This is a genomic window from Ketobacter alkanivorans (assembly GCF_002863865.1).
GTDB lineage: Bacteria > Pseudomonadota > Gammaproteobacteria > Pseudomonadales > Ketobacteraceae > Ketobacter > Ketobacter alkanivorans.
On sequence record NZ_CP022684.1, the window covers coordinates 2,924,330 to 2,948,304 of the forward strand.

Sequence of the window (23,975 nt, forward strand, 5' to 3'; positions counted from 1 at the left end):
TTATTCTGTTTCACCTTCGTGCAGTGTGGCCTGAGCCAGTGAGAACTGACAGGTTGGGCTCTCTGCGCCACGCGCTTTGCTGGACAGCTTCAGGCTTTTACCATCGGTTATGATGGAATAACCGCCATCCCGCTGCACCACTTTAAGCTCTACGTTCTCATCATTCATGATCAGGTTTTGAAATAACACCTTTTTGAATGACTGATGAGGATGGTCTATGTAGAACTCGTTGTAGAATTCGCCATTGCTATCGTTAACCGCCATGGTGACGAACGTGGTTTCGCCGGTTGTGTAGAAGTTGGCATTACAGGATTGATCGTTGCTGGCGGTTCCGGTCAATTCCACACGGCCAACGCCGGAGCGAAACTTGCTGAGTGTATCGTTCAGCAAGTTCTTGAACTCTTGATGAACTGCGCCGTTTTCCCGGGGTACCTTGACGATGGTGCTGTCGGCCAGTACTGCCGTGGAACCCAGCATTGCTGCTACACATATTCCAGTTGTTATTGTTTTCATAACACCATCTCCCGTTTATTAACGTAAATGCTGAACCAGAAGCTTGGGTAATACCTTGGCTTCTTCTGCCAGCAAGAGTTTGTGGGCATTTTCATCACCGGCGAAATACATCCGACGTTGATCTGCTTCTGTGCCGTTTTCAATGTTGAAACGGCCCGAAGCGGTTGGAACACGAACCACTTTGCCTCTGGCATCCAGGCTGGAAATTTGGCGTTGGTAATCCAAAGGACCTTTTGCATCTTTCTGCCAGCGGTTATAGAAAAACTTAATGTTGGAGGTGATCATGCGTTTTTTGGACGACTTGATGCACGCTACGTATTCAGTGTTGGTGATGGTGTTTTTAGGGTCTGGCTTGGTGCAGGCACCTTTGGTGTCATAAACAATGTTTGCCCTTAAGCCTTCGCTGCCAATCGGATCCAGCACTGCGAGAAAATCAACGGTTCGATCTTCACTGAAGGCGATGCGAGTGGCTGCTTCTATGGCTGAGCCACCGCCGAGTCCATGCCCGATCAGAATCAATTTTGCATCTTTGGGAATCTGTCGGATGTACTCACGGAATGCTTCCTGAAAGCCGAAGCTGTTGGCGGGACCGGAGCCATTGCTGAATCCATTCCAGTTGGCTTCGATGAATTTGGCTCCGTAGGACTCCACCCAGCTTTTAAGGTGCAGGGTATTTTCAATGTTGGGCTCTTGATCACCGGAAATGACAAATACGTAAGAGGCGTGCTCTCCGGTGCCTAAATCAAGGTTGGCTTTAGCGGCGGCTTTGGGCGCAGGTTTAGGTTCAGCCGCTGCTTGTTTGGGTTTCTGTTTGGCGCTTTGCTCACGCTTAAACTGGGCAACCAGGGTATTGAACTCGCTGGTTTCCTGGCTGAGTTTGGCTTGCTTGGTTTTTAATCCTGCGCGCAGACTGCTCAGTTGAGTGGCGGTACTGTCGCGCTTGCTGATCAGAGAGGCGATGCGCGGGTCATTATCCAGAGATGATTCATCCACTTCGCCCTTTTGGGCTTCAAGCAGGCTTTCCAGCTCAGCGAGTTTGGCTTTTGCCTTTTCCAGCTCGGCTTGCAGCGGAGCCTTTTTTTTCTGCAGGGCCAGAATCTGGGTTTGATAATCTTTTTGACGCGATTCGTAGTCACTTTGGGCCAGGCGCTGTTTGAGTACGTTCAGGTCGGCGTGACGCTGCTGATCACGGTCTTTGTCTCGTTGCACGATGTCGATATCAAAGTCCACCAGAGAGATGTCTTTCTCGATGCGTTCGATTTCAAATGACTGCCGTTTCAGGTCTCGTTTGGCTTCGTGAAACAGTTTGCGCTCTGAGGTGCGCTCCTCGCGGATGGTTTTACGCTTATCGAGGATCTGCTTGTCGAGGCTCCAGAGTGATTTCTCGAGCGAGCTGATGGCCGCCTCGGTTTCATCAACATCGACTTTGAGCTGCTTGACGGTGGAGGCGCTGGTATTGATCTGAGTTTGTGTGACTGCCTGGGCGGTGCCCCATAGCATGCAGGCAAACAGAGCCAGCCAATGCAGGTGGGCTTTCGTGTAGCAAATTGACAATTTATGAAAGGTTAAGCTCGCCATCGTGTTTCAACACTTAATTATAGTTATTTCCCTAAATGTCTTCCGTTCTTATTCTTGTTCCGGCTAACCCATTGGTGCGGGTTTAAACGTACCGTTGTATATAGTAGCTCAGAATTTGTGCAATCGTTGTGTGATGTAGTTCTCAATGCAGAATAAGACGGTTCCCTCAACTGTGCAAGTCCAGCTCTTCGGCCGGCTTCTCTATCTCTCCCTTATAATACTGCCATATCAGCCTGTTACATACTGTGGCGTCCCTGTAAAATGTTTGTACAAAAAACGATCAGGCATAAAAAAAGGGGTGCTTAGAGCACCCCTTCATTATAAACAACTTAGGACGTTATCGAACACCGCTACGACGCAAGGCCGCAGGCTGGAACTCCACTTTCGAGAATTTTACTTCGAAGTTGGTGCCCTTCGGTTCGTTGTTTTCAAAGCCCAGAGCCAGGTAGCGGCCTGCGTTCAGGTCATACAGGGTTTCGATCGCATAGCCCTGTACGTCTACGTTGTAGTAGAACTGCTGATGGGCTTCTGCTACGCGCCACAGGTTGCCACGGCCATCGTAGTGATCGATGACGCCAGCCAGCCAGGAGTCTTCATCCAGGAAGAATACTCGCTTGGCGTAGATGTGACGGGTGCCTGCGCGCAGATTACCTTCTACTTCCCATACTCGATGCAGCTCATATCGAGCCATATCCTGGTTGATGTGGCCAGCCTGAATCATTTGATCGTAAGGCACGCCTTTTTCATCCAGCTTGTAGGAGTTGTAGGCAATATACATCTCTTTCTTGCCTTTCAGGGTCCACTCATAGCGGTCTGGCGAGCCGTTGAACAGGTCAAAGTTATCCGCAGTACGCAAACCGTCTGAGGCTGTACCTGGGCCGTCATAGGCTACCTGAGGTGCGCGACGTACACGACGTTGACCTGCGTTGTAGATCCATGCACGGCGGGGTTCTTTAACCTGGTCAATGGTTTCGTGTACCAGCAGTACGTTACCGGCCAGACGGGCTGGGGCAGTTACCTGCTGTTTGAAGTAGAACATGACGTTGTCATCTTCACCCGGTACGTAGTCGGTCAACTGGTTGGTTACAGACAATTGGTCGTTAAACATAACCATGCTGTAGTTGCCGTTGGCCTGCGGGGTAACCTGACCAATGGTGCGCTCGAGGGCGTCACCACGCCAGCGACCAATGTGGTTCCAGATCGCTTCCAAGCCGTTCTGGGGAATCGGGAAGGGATAACCCTGCAGATTCAGGCCAGTCAGACCGGTAGCGCCAGCGGTTTGCGTGGACACCGCGTTTTTCTTGGTCAGCTCCTTGATGCGGTCGGGTATGGTGTAGACGCGACGGGTCTGGTAAACCGGCATGCGATAGGTGTCTGGATATTTTTCAAACATGGCTATCTGGCCAGGGCTGAGTTTGCTTTTGTATTGATCCAGGTTTTGCGCCGTGATGGTGAACAGAGGCTTGTCATCCGGGAACGGATTACACAAGAACTCCCCACCGTTATAGCAGCTTGGGTTGTCGGTCATGCCGCCTTCCCATTTGGGAATGCTGCCGTCGGCGTTAGCAGCCACTTCAGCACCACTGGGTGTCAGTTCACTGCCGCCCAGTTTGTCTGCTTGAGCCTGGTCAACTTTGGCAAAGGCCGGAGCCGCCGCCATGGAAGTGGCCAACAGTGCACTGGCCATGAGTTTCAATTTATACGTAGATTTCATGTTCATTTCCTTGTTTCCCCCACAACTTAGAACGAGGCTGATGCGCTGATGGAGTAGTAATCACGGTCAGCGAGCTGGTTATATGGTTCGGCACCGTAGAAGTCGGTGTATGACAGGTCAACCGTGTAGCTGTTTTGGTATACGGCTTCTACCGACAGGCCAAGTGCTTTGCGGTCTTCCAGGAAGTTGGTGATCGGGCCTGGAGTGGTACCGTATACATCGTGGCTGAAGCTGATGGTCGGCCTTAGGTTAATACCGGCAAAGACGTTGTTGTACTCACCGGTGAAGCGCATTTTGTAGCCCCATGCACCGCTGGTTGGGTAGTAGTCGTCTTCGTAGGCTGTGGCACTGTTTGCAACTTCGTTACCTGCCAGGAACTGTGGATACGTACCCAGCGGTGCAACGCCATTGATGGTAGCGACATCAGGCACCCAAGGGTGGTACAGGGTGGCATTATATGAGCTGTTTAGCAGTGCTTCGTCCTTAGAAGGCAGATCTACATATGAGCCTGCAACATCTAAAATCGCGGTCCAGCGGGATGCGCCCAGAATGCGGTCGAAGAAGTGAATAAACGCGATTTCGGCTTGGTAGTAGTCACTGGTTACGAAACCAGGAGCATACTCGCCCGCTTCGTACTTGTTGTAGCAATCGTATGCTTGATCAGCGTCGTGGCAGCTGATGGAAGGCAATCCCAAAGCGCCCCCTACTGTATCACCGTCTTCCAACTGGAAGGGCTGATCTTTCCGCATACTGATTTCACCCGAGAAGGCCGTGGCGCCACCGGGTAGGCCTATGTCGATAGTGGTGTTGAAGCTGGCTCCGAGCAGTTGGATATCTTCTGGATATTCGTTGAAGAAATCTGCTGTTGGGAACAGGAAAGCAGTAGCGGTTGGTGTGCCGAAGGTTTGCAGCATTTGGAGTCGTGCGGTTTCCAGGTCTTGCGACAGGGGGTTACCTGTAGCTCCCTGAACCGCGGCTTGTATGCCGGCGGCAGCTTGAGATGGATCGATCATGTGCCCGGAGATAAGGGGCGTACGTGAATGATAGTTGATGTAGTACAGCGCGAATTCGGTCTCGATGGAGTCTACAAAGTAGCGTGCTGCAACACCGTATTGGCCTTGATCGTCTGGCTCACCATCTGCACCACGAGGCAGTACGCGACTTTCGGCACTGTTGATACCCAGCGCTGTGAGGGTGGCGTCATCGTACACGTAACTGGCTTCAGCCCCGCCTGGGAAGAAGCCACCGTAGCAATTGGCGCCCGCCAGATCAGTAGTGGAGAAGAACGTACCACATTCGGGCAGTTCAGTCTCTTTCCAGTCGAACAGCACGAAGGCTTCCAGTGTCAGGTTGCTGGTTAAGCCAATCGAGCCATACAGTGCGTTCAGAGGGATCAGCGCATCTTTCAGTTCGGAGCCTGGTGCCAACAATGCGTTTACGTCAATCGGGTTAATTGTGTTAATACCATTGGGAAAGAACAAGCCTTCACCCCAACTGATAACCTGTTTACCCAATCGCACGTTCAAGGGTTTGTCACCCAGCCACCAGTCGCCCCAAACAAAGGCATCCAGTATATCGGCGCTGGTTCCAGCGCTTTGTGCTGGTTCCAGCGGGTTGCCATAGGCATCCTGGCGGTAGTAGGCGGGCAGATCGGTTACGCCGTCGCCATTCACAATGCGGTTATCATAAAATGCTTTACCGCGGATAAAGGCACCGTAGTTTTTGTAGTTCATCTCCAGGTCCATGGTGACCTTGGCAACTTCAGAGAAGGTTGAACCCTTTTTCCAGAGCTGGTTGCTGTTGTCCTGAGAGCCGGTGCCATGCAAATGACTGGATTCGCCAGCAGCGGCGGCATTCACTGTGCCCACGCCACGATAGTCCCGATCATCTGCACGCCACGAGGCACCAACAGAAACCGTGGTATCAACCTGCATTCGGAAATCATCTTTAACGTACTCATAGCCGTAAGCCGGGGCCACCGATCCGGCGGCAGCGACCGCTGCGGCAAGAGCGGTTACCTTAAAACTCTTGTTCATTGCCATTAGAGTCGAACTCCATTCAGTATGTATTTTTATATGGAAGACCAAACTGTGCTGGAATCGAGCAGGGAGAGGATAACAATTGAGAAATAAAAGAATTGGGCAGCAATCCTGGGTTTTTCTTATTGTTATCGTTATACCAGTTCGATAGACGCACCTTCGCACTTTGGTTAGCAAAAAATATATACGCAAATACACAGAACGTGAAACTTTCTTGTGACATTTTTTACATAGTGGCCGTTTTTTGTTGGATTTTTGCCGTTCTTTGTACTTTTTATAGATAAAAGCGGTAGAAGTGACCGTTTCTTATTATGTTTGGAACTGTGCGCCATAAAAAGTAGAATGCGGCGATGCATCAATCTTCGTTAATACAGTCTCTTAACAGTGCCCAGGCTCAGGCAGTCACTTCCATGGCGGATCGGTTGCTGGTGTTGGCCGGTGCCGGCAGCGGTAAGACTCGAGTGCTGGTGCATCGCATTGCTTGGCTAATTAAAGAGCAACAGCTCTCTCCTTTCAGCATATTGGCGGTGACTTTTACCAATAAAGCTGCCGCAGAAATGCGCAATCGCATAGAAACATTAATGCGCGCTCCCAGCGGTTCCATGTGGGTGGGTACATTTCACGGCATTGCTCATCGCTTGCTGCGTATGCATTGGCAGGAGGCCGGGCTACCTCAGAATTTTCAGATACTCGATTCAGATGATCAGCTGCGTCTGGTGAAACGAATCATGCGTCAGCAGGAACTGGATGAGTCTCGTTGGCCGCCGAAACAGGCGCAGGCTTTTATCAACAGCAATAAGGATGAAGGCTTACGTCCGGATCATATCGACGATTATGGCGACATTTACCAGAAGACATTGATCGGCGTATACAGGCAGTATCAGGAAGCCTGCGAGCGTGGCGGTATGCTGGATTTTGCCGAGCTGCTGCTGCGCAGTCATGAGTTGTGGTTACATCAACCGCAGTTGCTGGCGCATTATCAACAGCGTTTTCGTCATATCCTGGTGGATGAATTTCAGGATACCAACCGTATTCAGTATGCCTGGCTGCAAATGTTGGCGGGCAAGAATGTGCCCATCACCATTGTGGGCGACGATGATCAGTCCATTTACGGCTGGCGCGGTGCTCGTATAGAAAACATTCGATCCTTCGGTGATGACTTTGGTCGTACGGAGGTGGTGAGGTTAGAGCAGAATTACCGGTCCACGGCGATGATATTGAATGCTGCCAACGGCGTGATCGCGAACAACCGTGACCGCCTGGGTAAGCAACTGTGGACATCCGGTGAGGATGGCGAGCCCATTTCCCTTTACTCTGCCTTTAACGAGGTAGACGAAGCCCGCTTTGTGGCGGAGCGTATCCAGCAAGCCTTACAGCAGGGGTTGCGGCGCAGTGAAATAGCCATTTTGTACCGCTCCAACGCGCAGTCGCGGGTGTTGGAAGAGGCGATGCTGCGGGGCAGCATTCCTTATCGTATTTACGGTGGCCATCGCTTTTTTGAGCGGGCAGAAATTAAAAATGCGTTGGCGTATCTGCGTTTGATCTGTCATCGGGATGATGATGCTGCCTTTGAACGCGTGGTAAACACGCCGTCTCGAGGTTTGGGTGATAAATCGTTGGAACGGATTCGTAACACCGCACGTGAACTGAAAGTGCCGATGTGGCAGGCTAGCCTCACGGTGTTGCAGCACAAAGAACTGTCCACCAAAGCCGGGAAATCCCTCCATGAGTTTCTTGGGTTGATCGAGTTGCTTGATCAGGAGCTGCGCGGGCTGGGTTTGTCGGAGCAGGCGGAACGGGTTATTGAGGCCTCCGGCCTGATTGCATTTCACCAGAATGAAAAAGGCGATCGGGGCGAAGCTCGGGTTGAGAACCTCAAGGAATTAATCAGTGCCACCCGTGAGTTTGAGGCAAATGGCGAAGGCGATAGCGCCTCACTGGCGGCGTTTTTGGATCACGCGGCGTTGGAGGCAGGTGATACTCAGGCCCAGGCGGACGAAGACTGTGTGCAAATGATGACCTTGCATTCCGCCAAGGGGCTGGAATTTCCTATTGTCTTTATGGTGGGCGTGGAAGAGGGGTTGTTCCCGTCGATGAAGTCGGCGGACGACCTGGATCGCATGGAAGAGGAACGCCGTCTGGCCTATGTGGGTATCACGCGGGCTATGAAAAAACTGTTCATTAGTCACGCAGAGAGCCGCCGCATATACGGCTCGGAGGCGCTGCATGCGCCATCACGTTTTATCCGTGAGATACCGCACCATTGCCTGCAGGAGGTGCGGGCCGCTGCAAAAATCACCCGGCCGATGGCCGTGCCGCGGGGCCGTGCTGCCGTGCAGAATACAGACACACCCTACCGATTGGGGCGCTCGGTGCGTCATCCCAAATTTGGCGATGGTGTGATTATGGGGTGCGAAGGACAAGGCCCCAATTCACGAGTCCGCGTTAATTTTGCCGGTGCCGGGGAGAAGTGGCTGGTAGCCCAGTATGCCCGGCTGGAATTGCTCTAGGCGTTGCTTTAAGGGGGCGGGGTGCAGGTTTCGCTTGACTCCCCGACCTCAATTGGGGAGCCTCTCATTCCAATAACAATTAACTTCAAACACCCTTTCAGGAGCCTACACATGATGTGGACGCGCACCAGCCTGCTTTGGCTGACCCTTGGCATACTTGCCTTGTCCGGTTGCGGCAAAGAATCCGAAACACCCACTGCGCTGGACGCGGCACCTCAACAGACCTTCGAATGGAAAATGGTAACCACCTGGCCTCGTAATTACCCCGGTTTGGGTATGGCGCCGGAGAATTTCGCCAAGGCCGTCACAGAGATGAGTAACGGCCGTCTGAAAGTAAAAGTACATGGGGCTGGCGAATTAGTGCCCGCCATGGGTGTGTTCGATGCGGTGGCTCGTGGTGCCGTAGAGATGGGGCACGGTGCGGCTTATTATTGGAAAGGTAAAAGCCCTGCGGCTCAGTTCTTCACCGCGGTACCTTTCGGTTTAAATGCACAGGAAATGAACGGCTGGCTGCATTACGGTGGCGGTATGGAGCTGTGGCGCGAAGTGTATGCACCCTTCAACCTGGTGCCGTTTGCCGGCGGCAGTACCGGTGTGCAGATGGCGGGCTGGTTCAAAAAGGAAATCAACAGCGTAGAGGATATACAGGGCCTTAAAATGCGAATCCCTGGTCTGGCAGGTGAAGTGTTCCAGCGTTTGGGCGGCGTGCCGGTGACTTTGCCTGGTGGCGAGCTGTTCACGGCCCTGCAAACCGGCTCTATTGACGCAACTGAGTGGGTTGGTCCTTACAATGATCTTACCTTCGGCCTTCACAAGGCGGCCAAATACTATTACTACCCAGGCTGGCATGAGCCCGGTGCAATGCTTGAGTTTATTGTTAACAAAGAAGCCTGGGATGCTTTGCCGCCGGATCTGCAGGCTATCGTCAGTTACGCCACCCGCGCCATCAATCAAGACATGTTGGATGAGTACACAGCGCGGAATAATGCGGCGTTGAAAGAGTTGGTGAATAAACACGGTGTTCAGTTGAGGAAACTGCCGGATGATGTGGTGGACGCCCTGCGTACCACTTCTCAGCAGGTAATCGAAGAAACCATCGCCAAAGACGAAGCCGCCAAAAAAGTATACGCATCCTTTAAGGCCTTCCGGGAGGATGTCATGCCCTATACCGCCATTTCTGAAGGTGCCTTTCTCGATATCCGGGAGTAATCCTTTCGCCATTTTTCGGGCAGAGTTGTGAGTGGCTCTGCCCGATCCTGATCTATACTCAAAAAATGTCAGAGTATCCAGGCGGGCAGGCTTGATATGGCCGGCTTAAGCGGGTTTGGCGACCTGCAGCTTTTATCCAACAGCACAGTTCATCAAGTTTTTCGTACTACTCGTCAGAGTGACGGCGCCGCGGTTATCGTCAAAGTGCTGGATACGCTGCAATGTCGTGACGAGGATGGTGCTCGTCTGCGGCATGAGTACCAACTGCTGAAAGACCTCAATCAAACCTTGCTGGTAAAAGCACTGGATTATGAGATCCGTGACCATGTGGAAATTCTGGTGCTGCAGGATGACGGTGCCACCGACCTTGCCAACAGCCTGAATCAACACAAGTTCGACTTACCAGTTTGCCTTGGCCTGATGATCGCGCTTGTCAGAGCGATCGGTCAGGCGCATCAGTGTGGCATCGTTCACCGTGATGTAACACCGGCCAATCTGATACTGATCGATAATGAGCAGGGAGCGCTTTCCCTCAAATTAATAGACTTTGGTCTGGCGGTACAGCGTAAGGGCGTGTTGGGTGATCTGGGACAGATTGATGCCCTAGTGGGCAGTCTGCGTTATATGGCACCGGAACAGACGGGCAAGATGAATCGAAAAATGGATGCCCGTGCCGATTTCTACTCCATGGGGGTGACATTTTACGAAATGTTAGTGGGGAGAACCCCATTTGAAAATATCGATGAGCACGAACTGATTCACGCTCACATTGCCAAGCGCCCCATTCCGCCTCACGACATAGATAAAAGTATTCCGCCTCAGCTTTCAAATATTGTCATGAAGCTGTTGTCGAAAAATCCAGAAAGCCGTTATCTGAGTGCGCCGGGTATTGAGCGCGACCTTGAACGCTGCCAGTCAGACCTTGGCAGCGGGCTGCTGGAGGTGGCAGCCTGGCAGCTTGGGCAGCAGGATGTGTCACCGCAGATGGTGATTCCTGAACAATTGTATGGGCGTGATCAGGAGCTGCGGCAGCTATTTCGAGCATTCAGCAAGGTGCGTCAGGGTAACAAGACCATGTTGTTGCTGGGTGGTGATCCGGGCGCAGGTAAAACCAGTCTGGTGAAAGAACTCTACAAGCCGGTACTGGATAACCATGCCTATCTGGTATTTGGTAAGTACGATCAATTAAAACGAGATGTGCCTTACAGCGGGCTTATATTGGCGCTGCGTCAATGGATTCAGCAATTGCTGGCAGAGAGTGAAGACAGCCTGCATTATTGGAAGAGCACGCTCTGTAAAGCCTTGGGCAGTAACGGAGCCATGCTGACGGACCTGGTGCCTGAGCTGGAGCAGATCATCGGTGCCCAGGCGCCACTCAAGAAAATGGACCCTATTCAGCATCAAATGCTGTTTAATCATGTGTTCGAAACCTTTATCGCAGCTATTGCTCGTAAACAGCACAGTCTGGTGCTGGTGTTGGATGACTTGCAGTGGGCTGACAGCGCCAGCCTGGCCCTACTCGAAACAATAATGACCTCAGAAGAGGTCTCTAATCTTCTATTGGTGGTGATTTTTCGCAATAACGAAGTGGATGCTCATCATCCTCTCAGTGTTTGCGTGGATGCAATTCGGGGTCGAGGCTGCAGTACCGATCAAATCAAGTTAAAGCCGTTGCAATATGAGTCGTTGCAGCAGCTGGTGCGCGATACGTTTCATGTCGGGTCGAGTGCATCTGATCAGCTGGCGACGATCCTGATGAGCAAAACCAAAGGCAATCCGTTTTTTGTAGAGGAGTTTCTGAATAACCTAGTGGCAGATGGTTTGATCAGGTTTGATTATAAAGAGGGCCGCTGGGTAATTGATTTTGACAAATGTTCGGCTCGTAATGAAACCCGTAATGTATTGGAATTTATCGCCGGGCGTTTGCAGTTGTGCCCTCCTCAATATCTGTTCGTATTGCAGGTTGCCGCCTGCGAAGGCATTGAATTTAAAATTCAAACACTACTGAATCTTGATGGCATACACCACACGCAGATCGTAGGTGCCTTGGTCTATGGGGTCGATAATCAGTTGGTTAAGCCCGTGGGTGAGGCCTACTTGTTCAATCAGTTTATTGATAACCCAAAGTGGATAGAAAAAAACAGACCACGTTATCGCTTTATACATGATCATATTCTATCGACGGTATACGCCTCCTGTTTGCCGGATGTGCGCAGGGAGGTTCATCATTTGCTTGGGCAGTTGCTGTTGAAGCAAACAGATCTGGATAAGCAAACGGATCGTATATTCTCGATTGTACGGCACTTGAATTACGCTGTTGATCTGGTGGCCAGTCAGCAAGAGCGTGTGTCGCTAATACGGTTGAATAAGATTGCTGCAGAAAAGGCACTGGCGTCCACTGCGTTTGAAAACGCTGCTCAGTATCTGCAAACCGCTCGCCACCTCTTTACGGAGGATATGTGGCAGGATGCCTACGAGTTTTCCCGTGAGTTATGGTTGATGATGATGGAGGTTTCCTATCTAACAGAAGACTATGACGGGCTGGAGCAGAATCTATTGGAATTCGAACGAGTCCAGCGTGACCGGGCCGATGCGATGCCGTTCTACCACATCAAAATGCATGCACTACATCGCCAGGACAGGGTACGAGAAGCCATCTCCCTGGGTATGGATAAGCTGCCCTATGTGAACGAGCGCCTGCCCCGCAACCCAGGTCAGTTAAAGGTGCTGTGGGAACTGATCAGAACCAAGTTGTATCTGTGGGTCAAGCTTCGAGGTCAGCCCATTCATCAGCATCTCAAACAGGGTTTGCTCGAGCGTGCGCAAGGGGAGGCACTGCAATCAGCCAATCACCTCTATGAGATTGGTGTGTATGCATTCCTGGCCCAGCGCAATCTGTTTTCTTGCCTGATATTCAGAGGGGTGAGGGTCTATTTGCGTGATGGTGCAACATTGGCATCCAGCGGATCGTACGCTGCGTATGGGGTGGTTCATTGCAGCCTCTTGAATCAAGTTGAAAAGGGCTATGAGTATGGAAACTTTGCTCTGCAATTGGCGGAAGCATTTGGGCATGATACTGCCATAATCAGCTCAAAACAGGTATTTAATGGTTTTATCCGGCACTGGAAAGAGCCATTGCGTGAATCTCTGCAGCCGTTGCTGTGGGTGCATCGCCGGTCAATGGAGGTGGCAGAGCTGGAATATGTTGCCCACTCTGCCAATTTGTACGTAGCCCATGAGTTTTACGCAGGGGTCGATCTGGATGAGGTGCGTCGCGACGCAGAAAAATACTATCGGGTGTTGTCGCGTATTGGGTTGAAAAACCTGAGTCTTTACACAGCGTTATTTCAACAGTTCATGCTCAATCTGATGGGTCAGTCCAATGATCCATTTCAATTGGCAGGTAAGCTATACAACCCTGACGCACAGAAAATAAAAGAAATTGAGCAGAGCGATCCTACGCTACTGTTTTATTTTCATTTGTGTGCGCTGCAACTGGGGGTGACGCTGGATCGGGATGAAGGGCTTGATCAACATGTGACCGAGATTCTACGTTTGCAGTTGGGCAGTGCGGGTAGCTATGCCATTTGTATTTTTTATACGCTGCATGGGGTTCTGTGCACGCGACGTTATCTGAACGGGTCCTTATCTCGCAGTGATGCAATTGCGATCTTGCTGCGGTATCAGCGTAAGATGAAATTGTGGTCCAGGCATTGCCCCGACAACTTTGAAGACAAATCGATGCTGCTGCTAGGTTGTATCGAGCTGGTTAACGGGCACTATTTGAAAGCCTTGGGGAGCTTCGAAAAAGCGGTCGCTTTGGCAAAGGTTCAGGGGTTTAAACAGGAGCAGGCACTGGCCTGTGAAATGTGCTCGGTGGCAGCGATGAAAGCGAATTTGGATCTGGCAGCAGCGTCTTATGTGCAACAGGCGGCTGTGGTCTATCAAGTATGGGGTGCAAAAGCAAAGTTGGCCTTGTTGAAAGAGACACCATTGCCCGGCCAGCGTAATTTGAATGTGGCCCCAGGTGTTGCTTCCCGCTCTTTGTCGATGGCGGATCGTGACTTGGATTTGGCTGCTTTACGATTGGCGCTTCGCTCTATATCTGAAGAAAAAGTGCACACCCGATTGATTGAAAAAACCATTCTTGCTGCCAGTCAGTTTGCTGCTGCACAAAAAGCCATTTTGCTGTTGAAGCGCGATGAAGCGTTATTGATTGAGGCGACCATTACATCGGATAAACCTGCTCCAACTATTATGCAGAGCATTACTCTAGGCCAGGACTCAACCTTGCTTTCTGATGCTGTGGCGAATTATGTGGCGCGAACCCGCAAAAGCGTTGTCATTAATGATGCCCAGCAGTTACAGGACCAGCTGCCCAGCCTGCACAAGATGCCCTATATTTTGTTGAACAGAGTGCGTTCCATCATGGTGATTCCCCTAGTGGAGGGGGATCACCATCAAGGGCAGCTGATTGGTATGTTGTATCTGGAAAATAACCTGGCACCGTCGGCGTTTACCGAAGGCATGATCGAGGCGCTGGAAATTATCGGGCTGTCTGCAGCCGGACGCTTGGAGTTGTCACGTAAAGCGGTTACCGATGGTTTGACCGGCTTGTTCAATCATGATTATTTTCAACAGCAGTTACGAGAGCAGATTGGTCAGGCCAAGCGGCGTAATCATCGTTTGTGTTTGCTTTTGATGGATATTGATCACTTTAAACAGTTCAACGATACCTGGGGGCATCAGGCGGGCGATTCGGTATTGAAAGAGGTTGCTTTGTTGTTGCAGAAACATTCTCGCCAGGCGGATGTTGTGGCGCGCTATGGTGGGGAGGAAATGGCCCTGATTCTGCCCGATACCCACGAGGCGGGAGCATTGCAGTTGGCAGAAAAAATACGCGCAGTGGTGGAGCAGGCAGCAGTGCATTACGCTGGGCAGGAGCTTAAGGTCACGATGAGCGTGGGGGTGAGCTGCCTGACACCTGATTGCGATCAGCCCGAACAGCTGATTAAGGCGGCAGATGATGCGTTATACGCCTGCAAAGACGCTGGCCGCAATCAGGTGATTGCCGCCAGCGCGCTTAGCAGACGGTGATGCTCAGGCCGTGCGGGGAACCGGTCGAGTGCGACGGTTTTCGTCTATGGCCACAAAGGTAAACTGGCCCTCTGTTACCTTGCGGGGTTCGGTGTCGCTGTGGTGTTGAGCCCAGACTTCCACAATGATGGCCATTGAGCTGCGGCCGATATCTTCTACATGGGTATAACAGCTTATCACTGAACCTACTGCAACCGGTCGTAAGAACACCATGGAGTCGATTGCCACAGTGGCCACTCGGCCACGGGCCAGGCGATTGGCGCAAACGGCACCAGCCAAATCCATCTGGGATACCAACCAGCCTCCAAAAATGTCCCCGTCGGAATTGGAATCCGCAGGCATGGCGATGGTTTGCAGCGCCAGTTCTCCCTGAGGTTTAGGGAAGTCGTCGTTATCGTCTTCTGCTATGTCGTTCATGAGCGTCCTATACCGCGAAATGGATCTGTCTTTATGAGTTATAGACTATATCCGGCAACCATGTGGCAAGTGAAGGCCAAATTGCAATTAGTGACAAAGTCACGATCTGAATCAGAATAAAAGGAGCCACGCCACGGTAAATCGTGGTGGTGGGGATGCTGTCTGGTGTGACGCCCCGCAAATAAAACAAGGCAAAGCCAAACGGTGGTGTGAGGAATGAGGTTTGCAGGTTAACGGCGATCATCACCCCAAACCAGACGGGGTCAATGCCCATGGCCAGCAGCACTGGCCCTACAATGGGCACCACAACAAAGGTGATTTCGATAAAATCCAGGATAAACCCCAACAGGAAGATGACCACCATGACCAGCAACATAGCGCTGAAAACCCCGCCGGGCATGTTGTTGAAGAATTCGTGGATCAGTTCTTCTCCGTTGAATCCCCGAAACACCAGAGAGAACAGCGTGGCACCGATAAGGATGGCGAACACCATGCAGGTGACTTTGGTGGTGGAGATCATGATCTCTTGCAAATTACGACGATTGAGCTGATTTTGCAGCAGCGCTAGCAGGCAGGCGCCCAGCGCGCCGACGGCAGCAGCTTCCGTGGGGGTGGCCAGGCCTGCCAGGATCGAGCCCAAGACGGCAGCGATCAGCAATAAAGGCGGTGCCAATCCTTGCACGCACTGTTTTAGCAGGGGTGGTTGATCGGCGCTGTCATCCTCCACGGGCGGCGCGCAGGTTGGGTCGATGATGGCGCGGGTGACGATATAAGCCATGTACAGAGCCACCATGATCAGGCCCGGTATCAGCGCTCCAACGAACAAGTCGCCCACGGACACGGTGTCGGCGTTAAAAATCCCCATGTTGAGCTGAGCCTGTTGGTAGGCGTTGGAGAGCACGTCACCCAGCAGTACCAAAGCGATAGAAGGGGGGATGATTTGCCCCAGGGTGCCGGTAGCGGCAATGCTGCCTGTGGCCAGCGCCGGATCGTAACCGCGCTTGATCATGGTGGGTAGAGCCAGCAGGCCCATGGTGACGACGGTGGCTCCGACTATGCCGGTGCTGGCTGCCAGCAGCATACCTACCAGGGTGACAGACAATCCCAGCCCGCCGGGAAAGCGGCCAAACAGGCGACTCATGGCATTGAGCAGGTTCTCCGCCACCTTGGACTTTTCCAGGGTAACCCCCATCAGCACGAACAAGGGCACCGCCAGCAGAGTCTGGTTTTCCATGATGCCGTACAGGCGATTCGGCAGGGCGTTGAGCAGCGTTGGGTCAAAGCCTCCCAGTAACACGCCCGCGCCAGCGAAGGCCAGAGCGACACCCCCCAGGGTAAAGGCAACGGGATAACCCAGCATCAGAGCCAGACAGACAGCCAAGAACATTAATAAAGGAATCATACGACATTAGACTCCTGCGGCTGAGGGGCGATGTTTCCGGTGAGGATGCCGATGTTACGCAACACTTCCATCAAGCCCTGGATAAGCAGCAGGCCGCTCATTGCCGGAATCAGGGACTTCAATACGTAGACATAGGGCAGGCCTTCTGCCTCGCCGGAGCGCTCCTGTATCTGCCATGAGAAGGAGACGAAATCCAGGCTGGCGAACAAAATAAAGCCACACATGGGAAACAGCAGGAATAAGGTGCCCAGCAAATCCACCCAGGCTTTGCCCTTAGGGCTGAATCTGCGGTAAAGCACGTCCACTCGTACGTGGCCGTTATGTTTCAGGGTGTAGGCGCTGGCCAACATAAACAGGATCGAGTGCAGGTACATGACGCTTTCCTGCAGAGCTATGGCGCTGATGCTGAAACCTGCCAGGGTCAGGCCGCTGGCACTGAAACCATAGCGCATCACCACCACCAGAAACGTCACCGCCATGATGGCGATGGAAGCGGTGGCCAGCAGGCGGCCCAAGGCATCGCTGACTTTGTCGAGGTAGGCAATTATTGTTGTCATGTGGCTGTGAGACACTTCCCCAGGTTGAGTGCGGCGCATTATAGCGGCAGCGTCACCCGTCCGGCAAAGAATCCATCCAGGCCAAAAATGCGACCAGCGGCTCTAATCGCAATCAATCTGTAATATAATTGTCACGCGTCACCCCTATAGTTCCGAGGTCATGGGGGGCATGAAACGCTAGTTACCCTGAAATTAAGTCCATAATCTCGGAGAAAATCCATGAATTTCAAGAAATTAGTAACATCCATAGCGATCACCGCCAGCGCTGCACTGATCGCAACCGGCGTTCAGGCTGAATCTAAAGTCGATCCTAAGTTGCCTGCATACAGTAAAGTAGGTGGCGTATCTGGTAACATTTCCAGCGTGGGTTCTGACACTCTGGCCAACCTGATGACTTTTTGGGCCGAAGAATTCAAGAAGCAGTATCCTAATGTGGCTGTGCAGATTCAAGCTGCCGGTTCCTCTACTGCGCCACCGGCTCTGACCGAAGGTACCTCAAACCTGGGCCCCATGAGCCGTAAAATGAAGGATAAAGAGATCGAAGCCTTCGAAAAGAAATTCGGCTACAAGCCCACCGCTATTCCTGTAGCGATTGACGCTCTGGCGGTATTTGTAAACAAAGACAACCCCATCAAGGGCATGAGCATCGAGCAAGTGGATGCGATCTTCTCTTCTACCCGTACTTGCGGTGGCGCAAAAGACATCAGCAAGTGGGCTGATCTGGGTCTGACCGGCGATTGGGCTGGCCGTGATGTGCAGCTGTATGGTCGTAACTCAGTGTCGGGCACTTACGGTTATTTCAAGGAAGTGGCGTTGTGTAAGGGCGACTTCAAAAGCAGCGTGAACGAGCAGCCTGGTTCTGCCTCAGTTGTGCAGTCCGTTGCCACTTCTCTGAACGGTATTGGTTATTCCGGCATCGGTTACAAGACCTCCAGCGTACGTGCACTGCCTCTTTCCAAGAAAGGTGAGAAGTATGTCGATGCCAGCCCCGAATCTGCTTTGAACGGTTCTTACCCTCTGTCTCGCGCACTGTATGTCTACGTGAACAAGGCTCCCGGTAAGGAACTGTCTCCTTTGGAGCGTGAGTTCGTTAAGCTGGTATTGTCCAAAGAAGGTCAGGAAATCGTAGTGAAAGATGGCTACATTCCGATGCCTGCTGCCATGGTTGCTAAAACCCTTGGCAAGCTGGGCATTAAATCTGAAATAGCTGCAAAATAAACTTTCCCATTTGGGATGAAATGAAACGGGGCTGCACAGATGCTGTAGCCCCGTTTTGTCACAACTGAGAAGTGAGTTCAGTTTCCATGGAATCAACAAGCGAATCATTATTTGGGGTGTCCGAGCAGCGTCTGGCCAAGATGCGTCGGTATCGCAAGTTGAAAGATCAGGTGGCGGCTGCGGGCATCAGTGCCGGTGGCGTTGGGGTTATATTTGCGATATGCCTGATATTTTTCTACCTGTTGTATGAAGTTCTGCCGTTGTTTATGCCCGCGTCCATGGAAGAACGCAGCACCCTCACTGCTTATGATTTGACGACGCCGTATTTCACGGTGGTGGAGGAGCAGGGCCAGGTCGCTCTGGCTGTGGATCAGGTGCGAGGCCCGGTTTTTTACAACGCCAGCAGCGGTGAGCTGGTTAGCAACCCGGCGTTGCCAAACTCCAGCCCTATTACCGCTTTTTCCAAGGATGCGCCGGGCACCAGGGCTTACGCTTTGGGTTTTGCCGATGGCAGTGTGCTGATTCAAAAGCCATCCTATCGCATCGAGTATGGCGCTACGATGCAGGACAAAACGGTTCACCCCGATATTGTTTATCCGCTGGGTGAGGAGCCGATAACCGTGTTGGATGGGGAGGCTATCCAGCATCTGGCCTATCGCGAATCCGGAGATCAGCTCCGAATTGTTGCCGCTAATGCTGCTGGCGACTTATATATGAAGGATTTTGCCAAAACCGAAAGCTTCCTGTCGGATGAGGTTGAACTGCAGGAAATTGATACCGTACGTTTACCCGCACCCTCTGGCAAGTTGGCCAACCTGCTGTTGAGCCTGGATCAGCGTTGGTTATTTTTGGTAGAAGCCCAGGGCAAGGTTGAGGTATTGGATCTGCGTAACCCGGTAAGTGAGATGCGCGTGTTCATTGCCGATGTGGTCGATACCCAGACACGGATCACCGTCAGCGATTTTCTGCTGGGTGGCTTCTCGCTGTTAATCGGCGACGATAAAGGGCGTATCAGTCAGTGGTTTGTCACCTATAACGACAATAATCAGCCCTACCTTGCCAAAGTGCGTACGATGACGCTGGAACCCGGTGTGGCCATCACTGCCCTGCAAACCGAGCATCGTCGTAAGGGCTTTATTGCCGGCGATGCCAACGGCAATATCGGTTTGTTTAACACCACCGCCGAGCGTGAGGTGTTGGATGAAACCATTACCGATCGAGCCATCGATTGGATTGCCATGTCGCCCCGTGGTGATACCGCTATTTTCAAGGCCCGTGAGCGTGCACCGGTCAGGTTTCATATGGATAACGAGCACCCCGAGGTGTCTTGGTCTTCCATGTGGAGCAAGATCTGGTATGAGCGCTACGAAGAGCCCACCTACACGTGGCAGAGCTCCTCTGCCAGCAACGATTTTGAACCCAAGTTCAGTTTGATGCCGCTTACCTTCGGTACGATGAAAGCGGCGTTTTACGCTATGTTGGTGGCAGTGCCGCTGTCTATTTGCGGTGCAATTTATACTGCGTATTTTATGGCTTCGGGCCTGCGTACCAAGGTAAAACCCACCATTGAATTAATGGAAGCGATGCCTACCGTTATCCTCGGCTTTCTGGCCGGGTTGTGGTTGGCACCGTTGGTGGAAGCCAATCTGGCGGGGGTAACCAGCATACTGGTGCTAACGCCCCTGTTCTGTATTATCGCGGCCTTTTTATGGTCGCGGTTGCCACGGGATCTGAGTACACGGGTGCCCGATGGTTATGTGCCGGTTATCCTGATTCCTGTGGTGGTGCTGGCCGGAGCACTGTCCATGTGGATGAGTGATCCTATCGAAGCCGCCTTTTTCGGTGGCAGCATGCGTGAATGGTTATCCAACGATCTGGGTATCGATTTTGATCAGCGTAACTCTCTGGTGGTCGGTCTGGCCATGGGCTTTGCCGTGATTCCAACGATCTTTTCGATTACAGAAGATGCGATATTTGCAGTGCCCAAAGGCCTTACGCAAGGATCACTGGCATTGGGCGCTACACCTTGGCAAACCTTGGTCAGGGTGGTGTTGCCGACTGCCAGCCCGGGTATTTTTTCTGCCTTGATGATTGGTCTGGGGCGCGCAGTAGGGGAAACCATGATTGTGCTGATGGCCACCGGTAATACGCCCATCATGGATATGAATATCTTCGAAGGATTGCGAACCCTGTCTGCCAACATCGCCGTGGAAATGCCAGAAGCTGAAGTGGACAGTACCCACTTCCGTATTCTGTTCCTGTCCGGGTTGGTGCTGTTTATTTTCACCTTCCTGGTGAATACCACCGCCGAAGTGGTGCGTCAGCGCCTGCGCGGAAAATACGGCTCGCTGTAATTGGGGGAAACGACAATGAATTCAATGAAACTATGGTTTCGCAAGGGTGAGCCCTGGGTCTGGTTAAATGCTGGCGCGGTGGCAATTTGTGTGGTGATGGTGGTGGGTCTGCTGGGTTTGGTGGCCGTACGTGGTTTGTCCCACTTCTGGCCCCATACCATTATCGAAGGCACCTACACAGAGGCCAGCGGCAACGTATACAACCTGATTGGTGAGATCGCCGATGAAGAATGGGTGGCAGCCTCACGGGTTCGGGATACGGGTGTAAATATCCCGGCCGACGTGAAAGTGGTCAAGCGTATGCTGATCAAAACCGGTAACCGTGACATTACAGGGCTGGATTTTCGCTGGTTGATTGCTGAAAACCTGCGAGAAGTATCCGCACCCGACGAGCTGATGGTGGTTGAACGGCGCGAGTGGGGCAACTTTTACGGCTATCTGGATGCAGTGAAGCAAGACGGAAAAGCGGTGGCCACCGGTGCGCAAGCCTTGACCGAGTTGGAAACACGCATGGAGCGGGCGTTGGACTTGTTCGACCAGATCCGTGAAATCGAGAACAAACAAATCGGCGCTATTAACTATGAACTTGAGCGCTTGCGCCTGAAAGAGCGCAAGCTGGAGTTGAGTGGCACCCTTGATGAGGCTGCGCGCATGCAGTTGCAAGAAGATCGTGCGGCTCTGGATGCTCAATACAGCAGCTTAAAACTCGAGCTGGATGAGTTGAATAAGCAAATCAGTCGGGACAGCCTGGTAGCGAAAACCATGGGGGGCGTGGAAAAAGAAATACCCCTCAAACTGGTGGTGCAATATAAGCAGCCCAACAAAATGTCACTGGTCGGCAAGGTGGGGGATTACTTCCATCAGTTGTGGTTGTTTTTGTCAGATGATCCCCGTGAAGCCAATACTGAGGGCGGGGTGTTCCCGGCCATATTCGGTACCGTGCTGATGGTTATTTTGATGTCCGTGATTGTGACGCCCTTTGGTGTGATCGCGGCGGTGTATTTGCGTGAGTATGCCAAGCAGGGCCCGCTCACTCAAACCATTCGGGTGGCGGTGAACAACCTCGCAGGTGTGCCTTCTATTGTTTATGGTGTATTCGGTTTGGGTTTCTTTGTGTATTTCCTGGGTGGCAACCTGGACGCGCTGTTCTATCCCGAAGCGTCACCGGCACCGGTGTTTGGCACGCCGGGTTTGATGTGGGCTTCTATCACTTTGGCTTTGTTGACCCTGCCTGTGGTTATTGTTGCCACCGAAGAAGGGCTTACCCGAATTCCAAAATCCCTGCGCGAAGGTTCCCTGGCACTGGGTGCCACCAAGTTTGAAACCATCACCAAAGTTATCCTGCCCATGTCCAGCCCGGCCATGATGACAGGTTTGATTCTGGCGATTGCTCGGGCGGCGGGTGAAGTAGCGCCGTTGATGCTGGTAGGTGTGGTCAAGCTGGCACCAACCTTGCCGCTGGATGCAAACTTTCCGTATCTGCACCTGGAACGCAAATTCATGCATCTTGGGTTTCATATTTATGACGTGGGCTTTCAAAGCCCCAATGTAGAAGCGGCCCGTCCGCTGGTATACGCCACGGCAGCATTGCTGGTGGTGGTGATTGTGATGCTGAACCTGACGGCCATCATGATCCGAAATCGACTGCGGGAAAAATACCGGTCGTTGGAGAGCTAATATGACTGAACTGAATTCTGATGTAATTAAAGGCGGTGACACCATGACAGCAGCGGAAACACCCAGAAAAATGGAAGTCGGACGCAAAGTAGTGGATATGGATCTGGTTCCGAATAAATTGGAGAACGAGGACATCTGTATTCAGGTGAAGGACTACCGCCTCTTTTATGGTGAGAAGCGGGCGCTGCATGGCATCAATATGTCGATCCCCAAAAAGCGTGTTACCGCGTTTATCGGCCCCAGTGGCTGCGGAAAGTCCACGCTGCTGCGTAGTTTTAACCGCATGAACGATCTGGTGGATATCTGTCGTACCGAAGGCGAGATCCTGTTCGATAATAATGATATTTTTCATCGTACGGTGGACGTCACTGATTTGCGTCGACGGGTGGGCATGGTGTTCCAGAAACCGAATCCGTTCCCCAAGACGATTTATGAAAATGTCGCCTATGGCTTGCGTATTCAGGGCATCAACAAAAAGCGCGTTATTGATGAGCGTGTTGAATGGTCGTTGAAAGGTGCAGCGCTGTGGGATGAAGTGAAAGACCGTTTGCACGATAATGCGTTGGGCCTGTCCGGTGGTCAGCAGCAGCGCTTGGTGATAGCGCGCACCATCGCGGTGGAGCCGGAAGTGTTGTTGTTGGATGAACCATGCTCTGCACTCGATCCGATTTCCACGCTGAAAGTAGAAGAATTGATCAGCGAGTTAAAAGATCGCTATACCATTGTCATCGTTACTCACAATATGCAGCAGGCAGCTAGGGTTTCCGACTATACTGCGTTTATGTACTTGGGTGACCTGATTGAATATAAAGATACCGATACCCTGTTCACTAACCCGGAACAGAAGAAAACAGAAGACTACATAACCGGCCGTTACGGCTGATGCATGCAGAGGAAGAACGTGGATGAGTAGCGAAGAATTTACCCAGCATATTTCCAAACAGTTTAACGCTGACTTGGAAGAGGTTCGTAGCCACATTCTTGCTATGGGTGGCATGGTTGAGAAGCAGGTTATTGATGCGGTGCAGGCGTTGGTGGAAGGCGACAGCGCTCTGGCGGCGGAAGTCATCAGTAACGAAAAGCAGGTTAACGGCATGGAGCGACGCATTGATGAAGAATGCACTCGTATTATTGCCTTGCGTCAACCAGCGGCCAGCGATTTGCGATTGTTGGTAGCGGCCACGAAAGCCAATACGGATTTGGAACGCATTGGTGATGAAGCCAACAAGATTGCCAAGATGGCGATTCGGTTGTCAGAGGATGGCGCTATTCCCCGTGGTTACATCGAAATTCGGCACATCGGTAATCATGTTAATGCCATGTTGCGTCAGGCGCTGGATGCTTTTGCCCGCTTTGATGTAGAGCAGGCCATTGCGGTTGTGCGAGAAGATAAATCCGTTGATGTGGAATACGAATCAGCCATGCGTTTGCTGGTGACATTTATGATGGAAGATCCCCGTTACATCAAGCGGGCTTTGAATGTGATGTGGAGCCTGCGTGCGTTGGAACGCATCGGTGATCACGCCCGTAACATTGCCGAGCAGGTAATCTTCCTGGTGAAAGGTAAGGACATTCGTCATATGCCGTTGTCTTCGTTGGATGATAACGACTTGGTGAATAACGGTGAGGGTGTTTAATAGCCCACTGGATTGCGTCAGGTAACACGATAAAGGCCGCGGCTAACCAGCTG

The 23,975-nt window shown here is 52.0% G+C and carries 15 protein-coding genes; 8 read left to right on the forward strand and 7 right to left on the reverse strand.

Annotated elements, in window-relative coordinates:
- From Kalk_RS12515 to Kalk_RS12530, 4 genes are all read right to left on the reverse strand, one after another.
- Positions 1-513, reverse strand: coding sequence for a hypothetical protein (locus tag Kalk_RS12515; RefSeq protein WP_158643473.1), 513 nt, complete (start codon positions 511-513; stop codon positions 1-3).
- Positions 514-531: 18 nt separating this feature from the next.
- Positions 532-2,091 carry a hypothetical protein gene (locus Kalk_RS12520; RefSeq protein ID WP_101894576.1) on the reverse strand — a complete coding sequence of 520 codons (1,560 nt, stop codon included), beginning with the start codon at positions 2,089-2,091 and terminating at the stop codon, positions 532-534.
- Positions 2,092-2,428: 337 nt separating this feature from the next.
- Positions 2,429-3,811 carry a DUF1329 domain-containing protein gene (locus tag Kalk_RS12525; RefSeq protein WP_407656763.1) on the reverse strand — a complete coding sequence of 461 codons (1,383 nt, stop codon included), beginning with the start codon at positions 3,809-3,811 and terminating at the stop codon, positions 2,429-2,431.
- A 20-nt stretch (positions 3,812-3,831) separates the two neighbouring features.
- On the reverse strand, positions 3,832-5,847 hold the full coding sequence (locus Kalk_RS12530) for a DUF1302 domain-containing protein (protein ID WP_101894578.1): 2,016 nt from the start codon (positions 5,845-5,847) through the stop codon (positions 3,832-3,834).
- 347 nt (positions 5,848-6,194) lie between these two features.
- Between Kalk_RS12530 and uvrD the strand changes: the two genes are divergently transcribed.
- The 3 genes from uvrD (at position 6,195) to Kalk_RS12545 (ending at position 14,660) form a co-directional block, all read left to right on the forward strand.
- Complete coding sequence (gene uvrD, locus Kalk_RS12535; protein WP_101894579.1) at positions 6,195-8,354, forward strand: DNA helicase II; 2,160 nt, start codon at positions 6,195-6,197, stop codon at positions 8,352-8,354.
- 114 nt (positions 8,355-8,468) lie between these two features.
- Positions 8,469-9,563 (forward strand): TRAP transporter substrate-binding protein, encoded by a 1,095-nt coding sequence (locus Kalk_RS12540; protein WP_101896303.1) that lies wholly within the window; start codon positions 8,469-8,471, stop codon positions 9,561-9,563.
- A 96-nt stretch (positions 9,564-9,659) separates the two neighbouring features.
- Positions 9,660-14,660: a diguanylate cyclase gene (locus Kalk_RS12545; RefSeq protein WP_101894580.1), complete on the forward strand. Its 5,001-nt coding sequence runs from the start codon at positions 9,660-9,662 to the stop codon at positions 14,658-14,660.
- 3 nt (positions 14,661-14,663) lie between these two features.
- On the opposite strand, the gene Kalk_RS12550 is transcribed toward Kalk_RS12545, so the two are convergent.
- From Kalk_RS12550 to Kalk_RS12560, 3 genes are read right to left on the reverse strand one after another with little or no spacing between them, the layout of a single operon-like run.
- Complete coding sequence (locus Kalk_RS12550) at positions 14,664-15,077, reverse strand: acyl-CoA thioesterase (RefSeq protein WP_101894581.1); 414 nt, start codon at positions 15,075-15,077, stop codon at positions 14,664-14,666.
- 31 nt (positions 15,078-15,108) lie between these two features.
- A complete protein-coding gene (locus Kalk_RS12555) occupies positions 15,109-16,479 on the reverse strand; it encodes a TRAP transporter large permease (protein ID WP_101894582.1) in 1,371 nt (456 codons plus the stop codon).
- Positions 16,476-17,036 (reverse strand): TRAP transporter small permease subunit, encoded by a 561-nt coding sequence (locus Kalk_RS12560; RefSeq protein WP_101896304.1) that lies wholly within the window; start codon positions 17,034-17,036, stop codon positions 16,476-16,478. Before Kalk_RS12560 ends, Kalk_RS12555 begins: the two co-directional genes overlap by 4 nt.
- A gap of 219 nt (positions 17,037-17,255) precedes the next feature.
- Between Kalk_RS12560 and Kalk_RS12565 the strand changes: the two genes are divergently transcribed.
- The 5 genes from Kalk_RS12565 (at position 17,256) to phoU (ending at position 23,922) form a co-directional block, all read left to right on the forward strand.
- A complete protein-coding gene (locus Kalk_RS12565) occupies positions 17,256-18,254 on the forward strand; it encodes a PstS family phosphate ABC transporter substrate-binding protein (RefSeq protein ID WP_101894583.1) in 999 nt (332 codons plus the stop codon).
- Between the two features lie 86 nt (positions 18,255-18,340).
- The gene (locus tag Kalk_RS12570) at positions 18,341-20,608 is read left to right on the forward strand and encodes an ABC transporter permease subunit (protein WP_101894584.1); all 2,268 of its coding nucleotides are present in this window, start codon (positions 18,341-18,343) and stop codon (positions 20,606-20,608) included.
- A 15-nt stretch (positions 20,609-20,623) separates the two neighbouring features.
- Positions 20,624-22,285, forward strand: a complete 1,662-nt coding sequence (gene pstA / locus Kalk_RS12575) for a phosphate ABC transporter permease PstA (RefSeq protein WP_101894585.1) — start codon at positions 20,624-20,626, stop codon at positions 22,283-22,285.
- Positions 22,286-22,382: 97 nt separating this feature from the next.
- On the forward strand, positions 22,383-23,168 hold the full coding sequence (gene pstB / locus Kalk_RS12580) for a phosphate ABC transporter ATP-binding protein PstB (protein ID WP_233716896.1): 786 nt from the start codon (positions 22,383-22,385) through the stop codon (positions 23,166-23,168).
- Positions 23,169-23,190: 22 nt separating this feature from the next.
- On the forward strand, positions 23,191-23,922 hold the full coding sequence (phoU, locus tag Kalk_RS12585) for a phosphate signaling complex protein PhoU (RefSeq protein WP_101894586.1): 732 nt from the start codon (positions 23,191-23,193) through the stop codon (positions 23,920-23,922).
- Positions 23,923-23,975 lie beyond the last annotated feature (53 nt).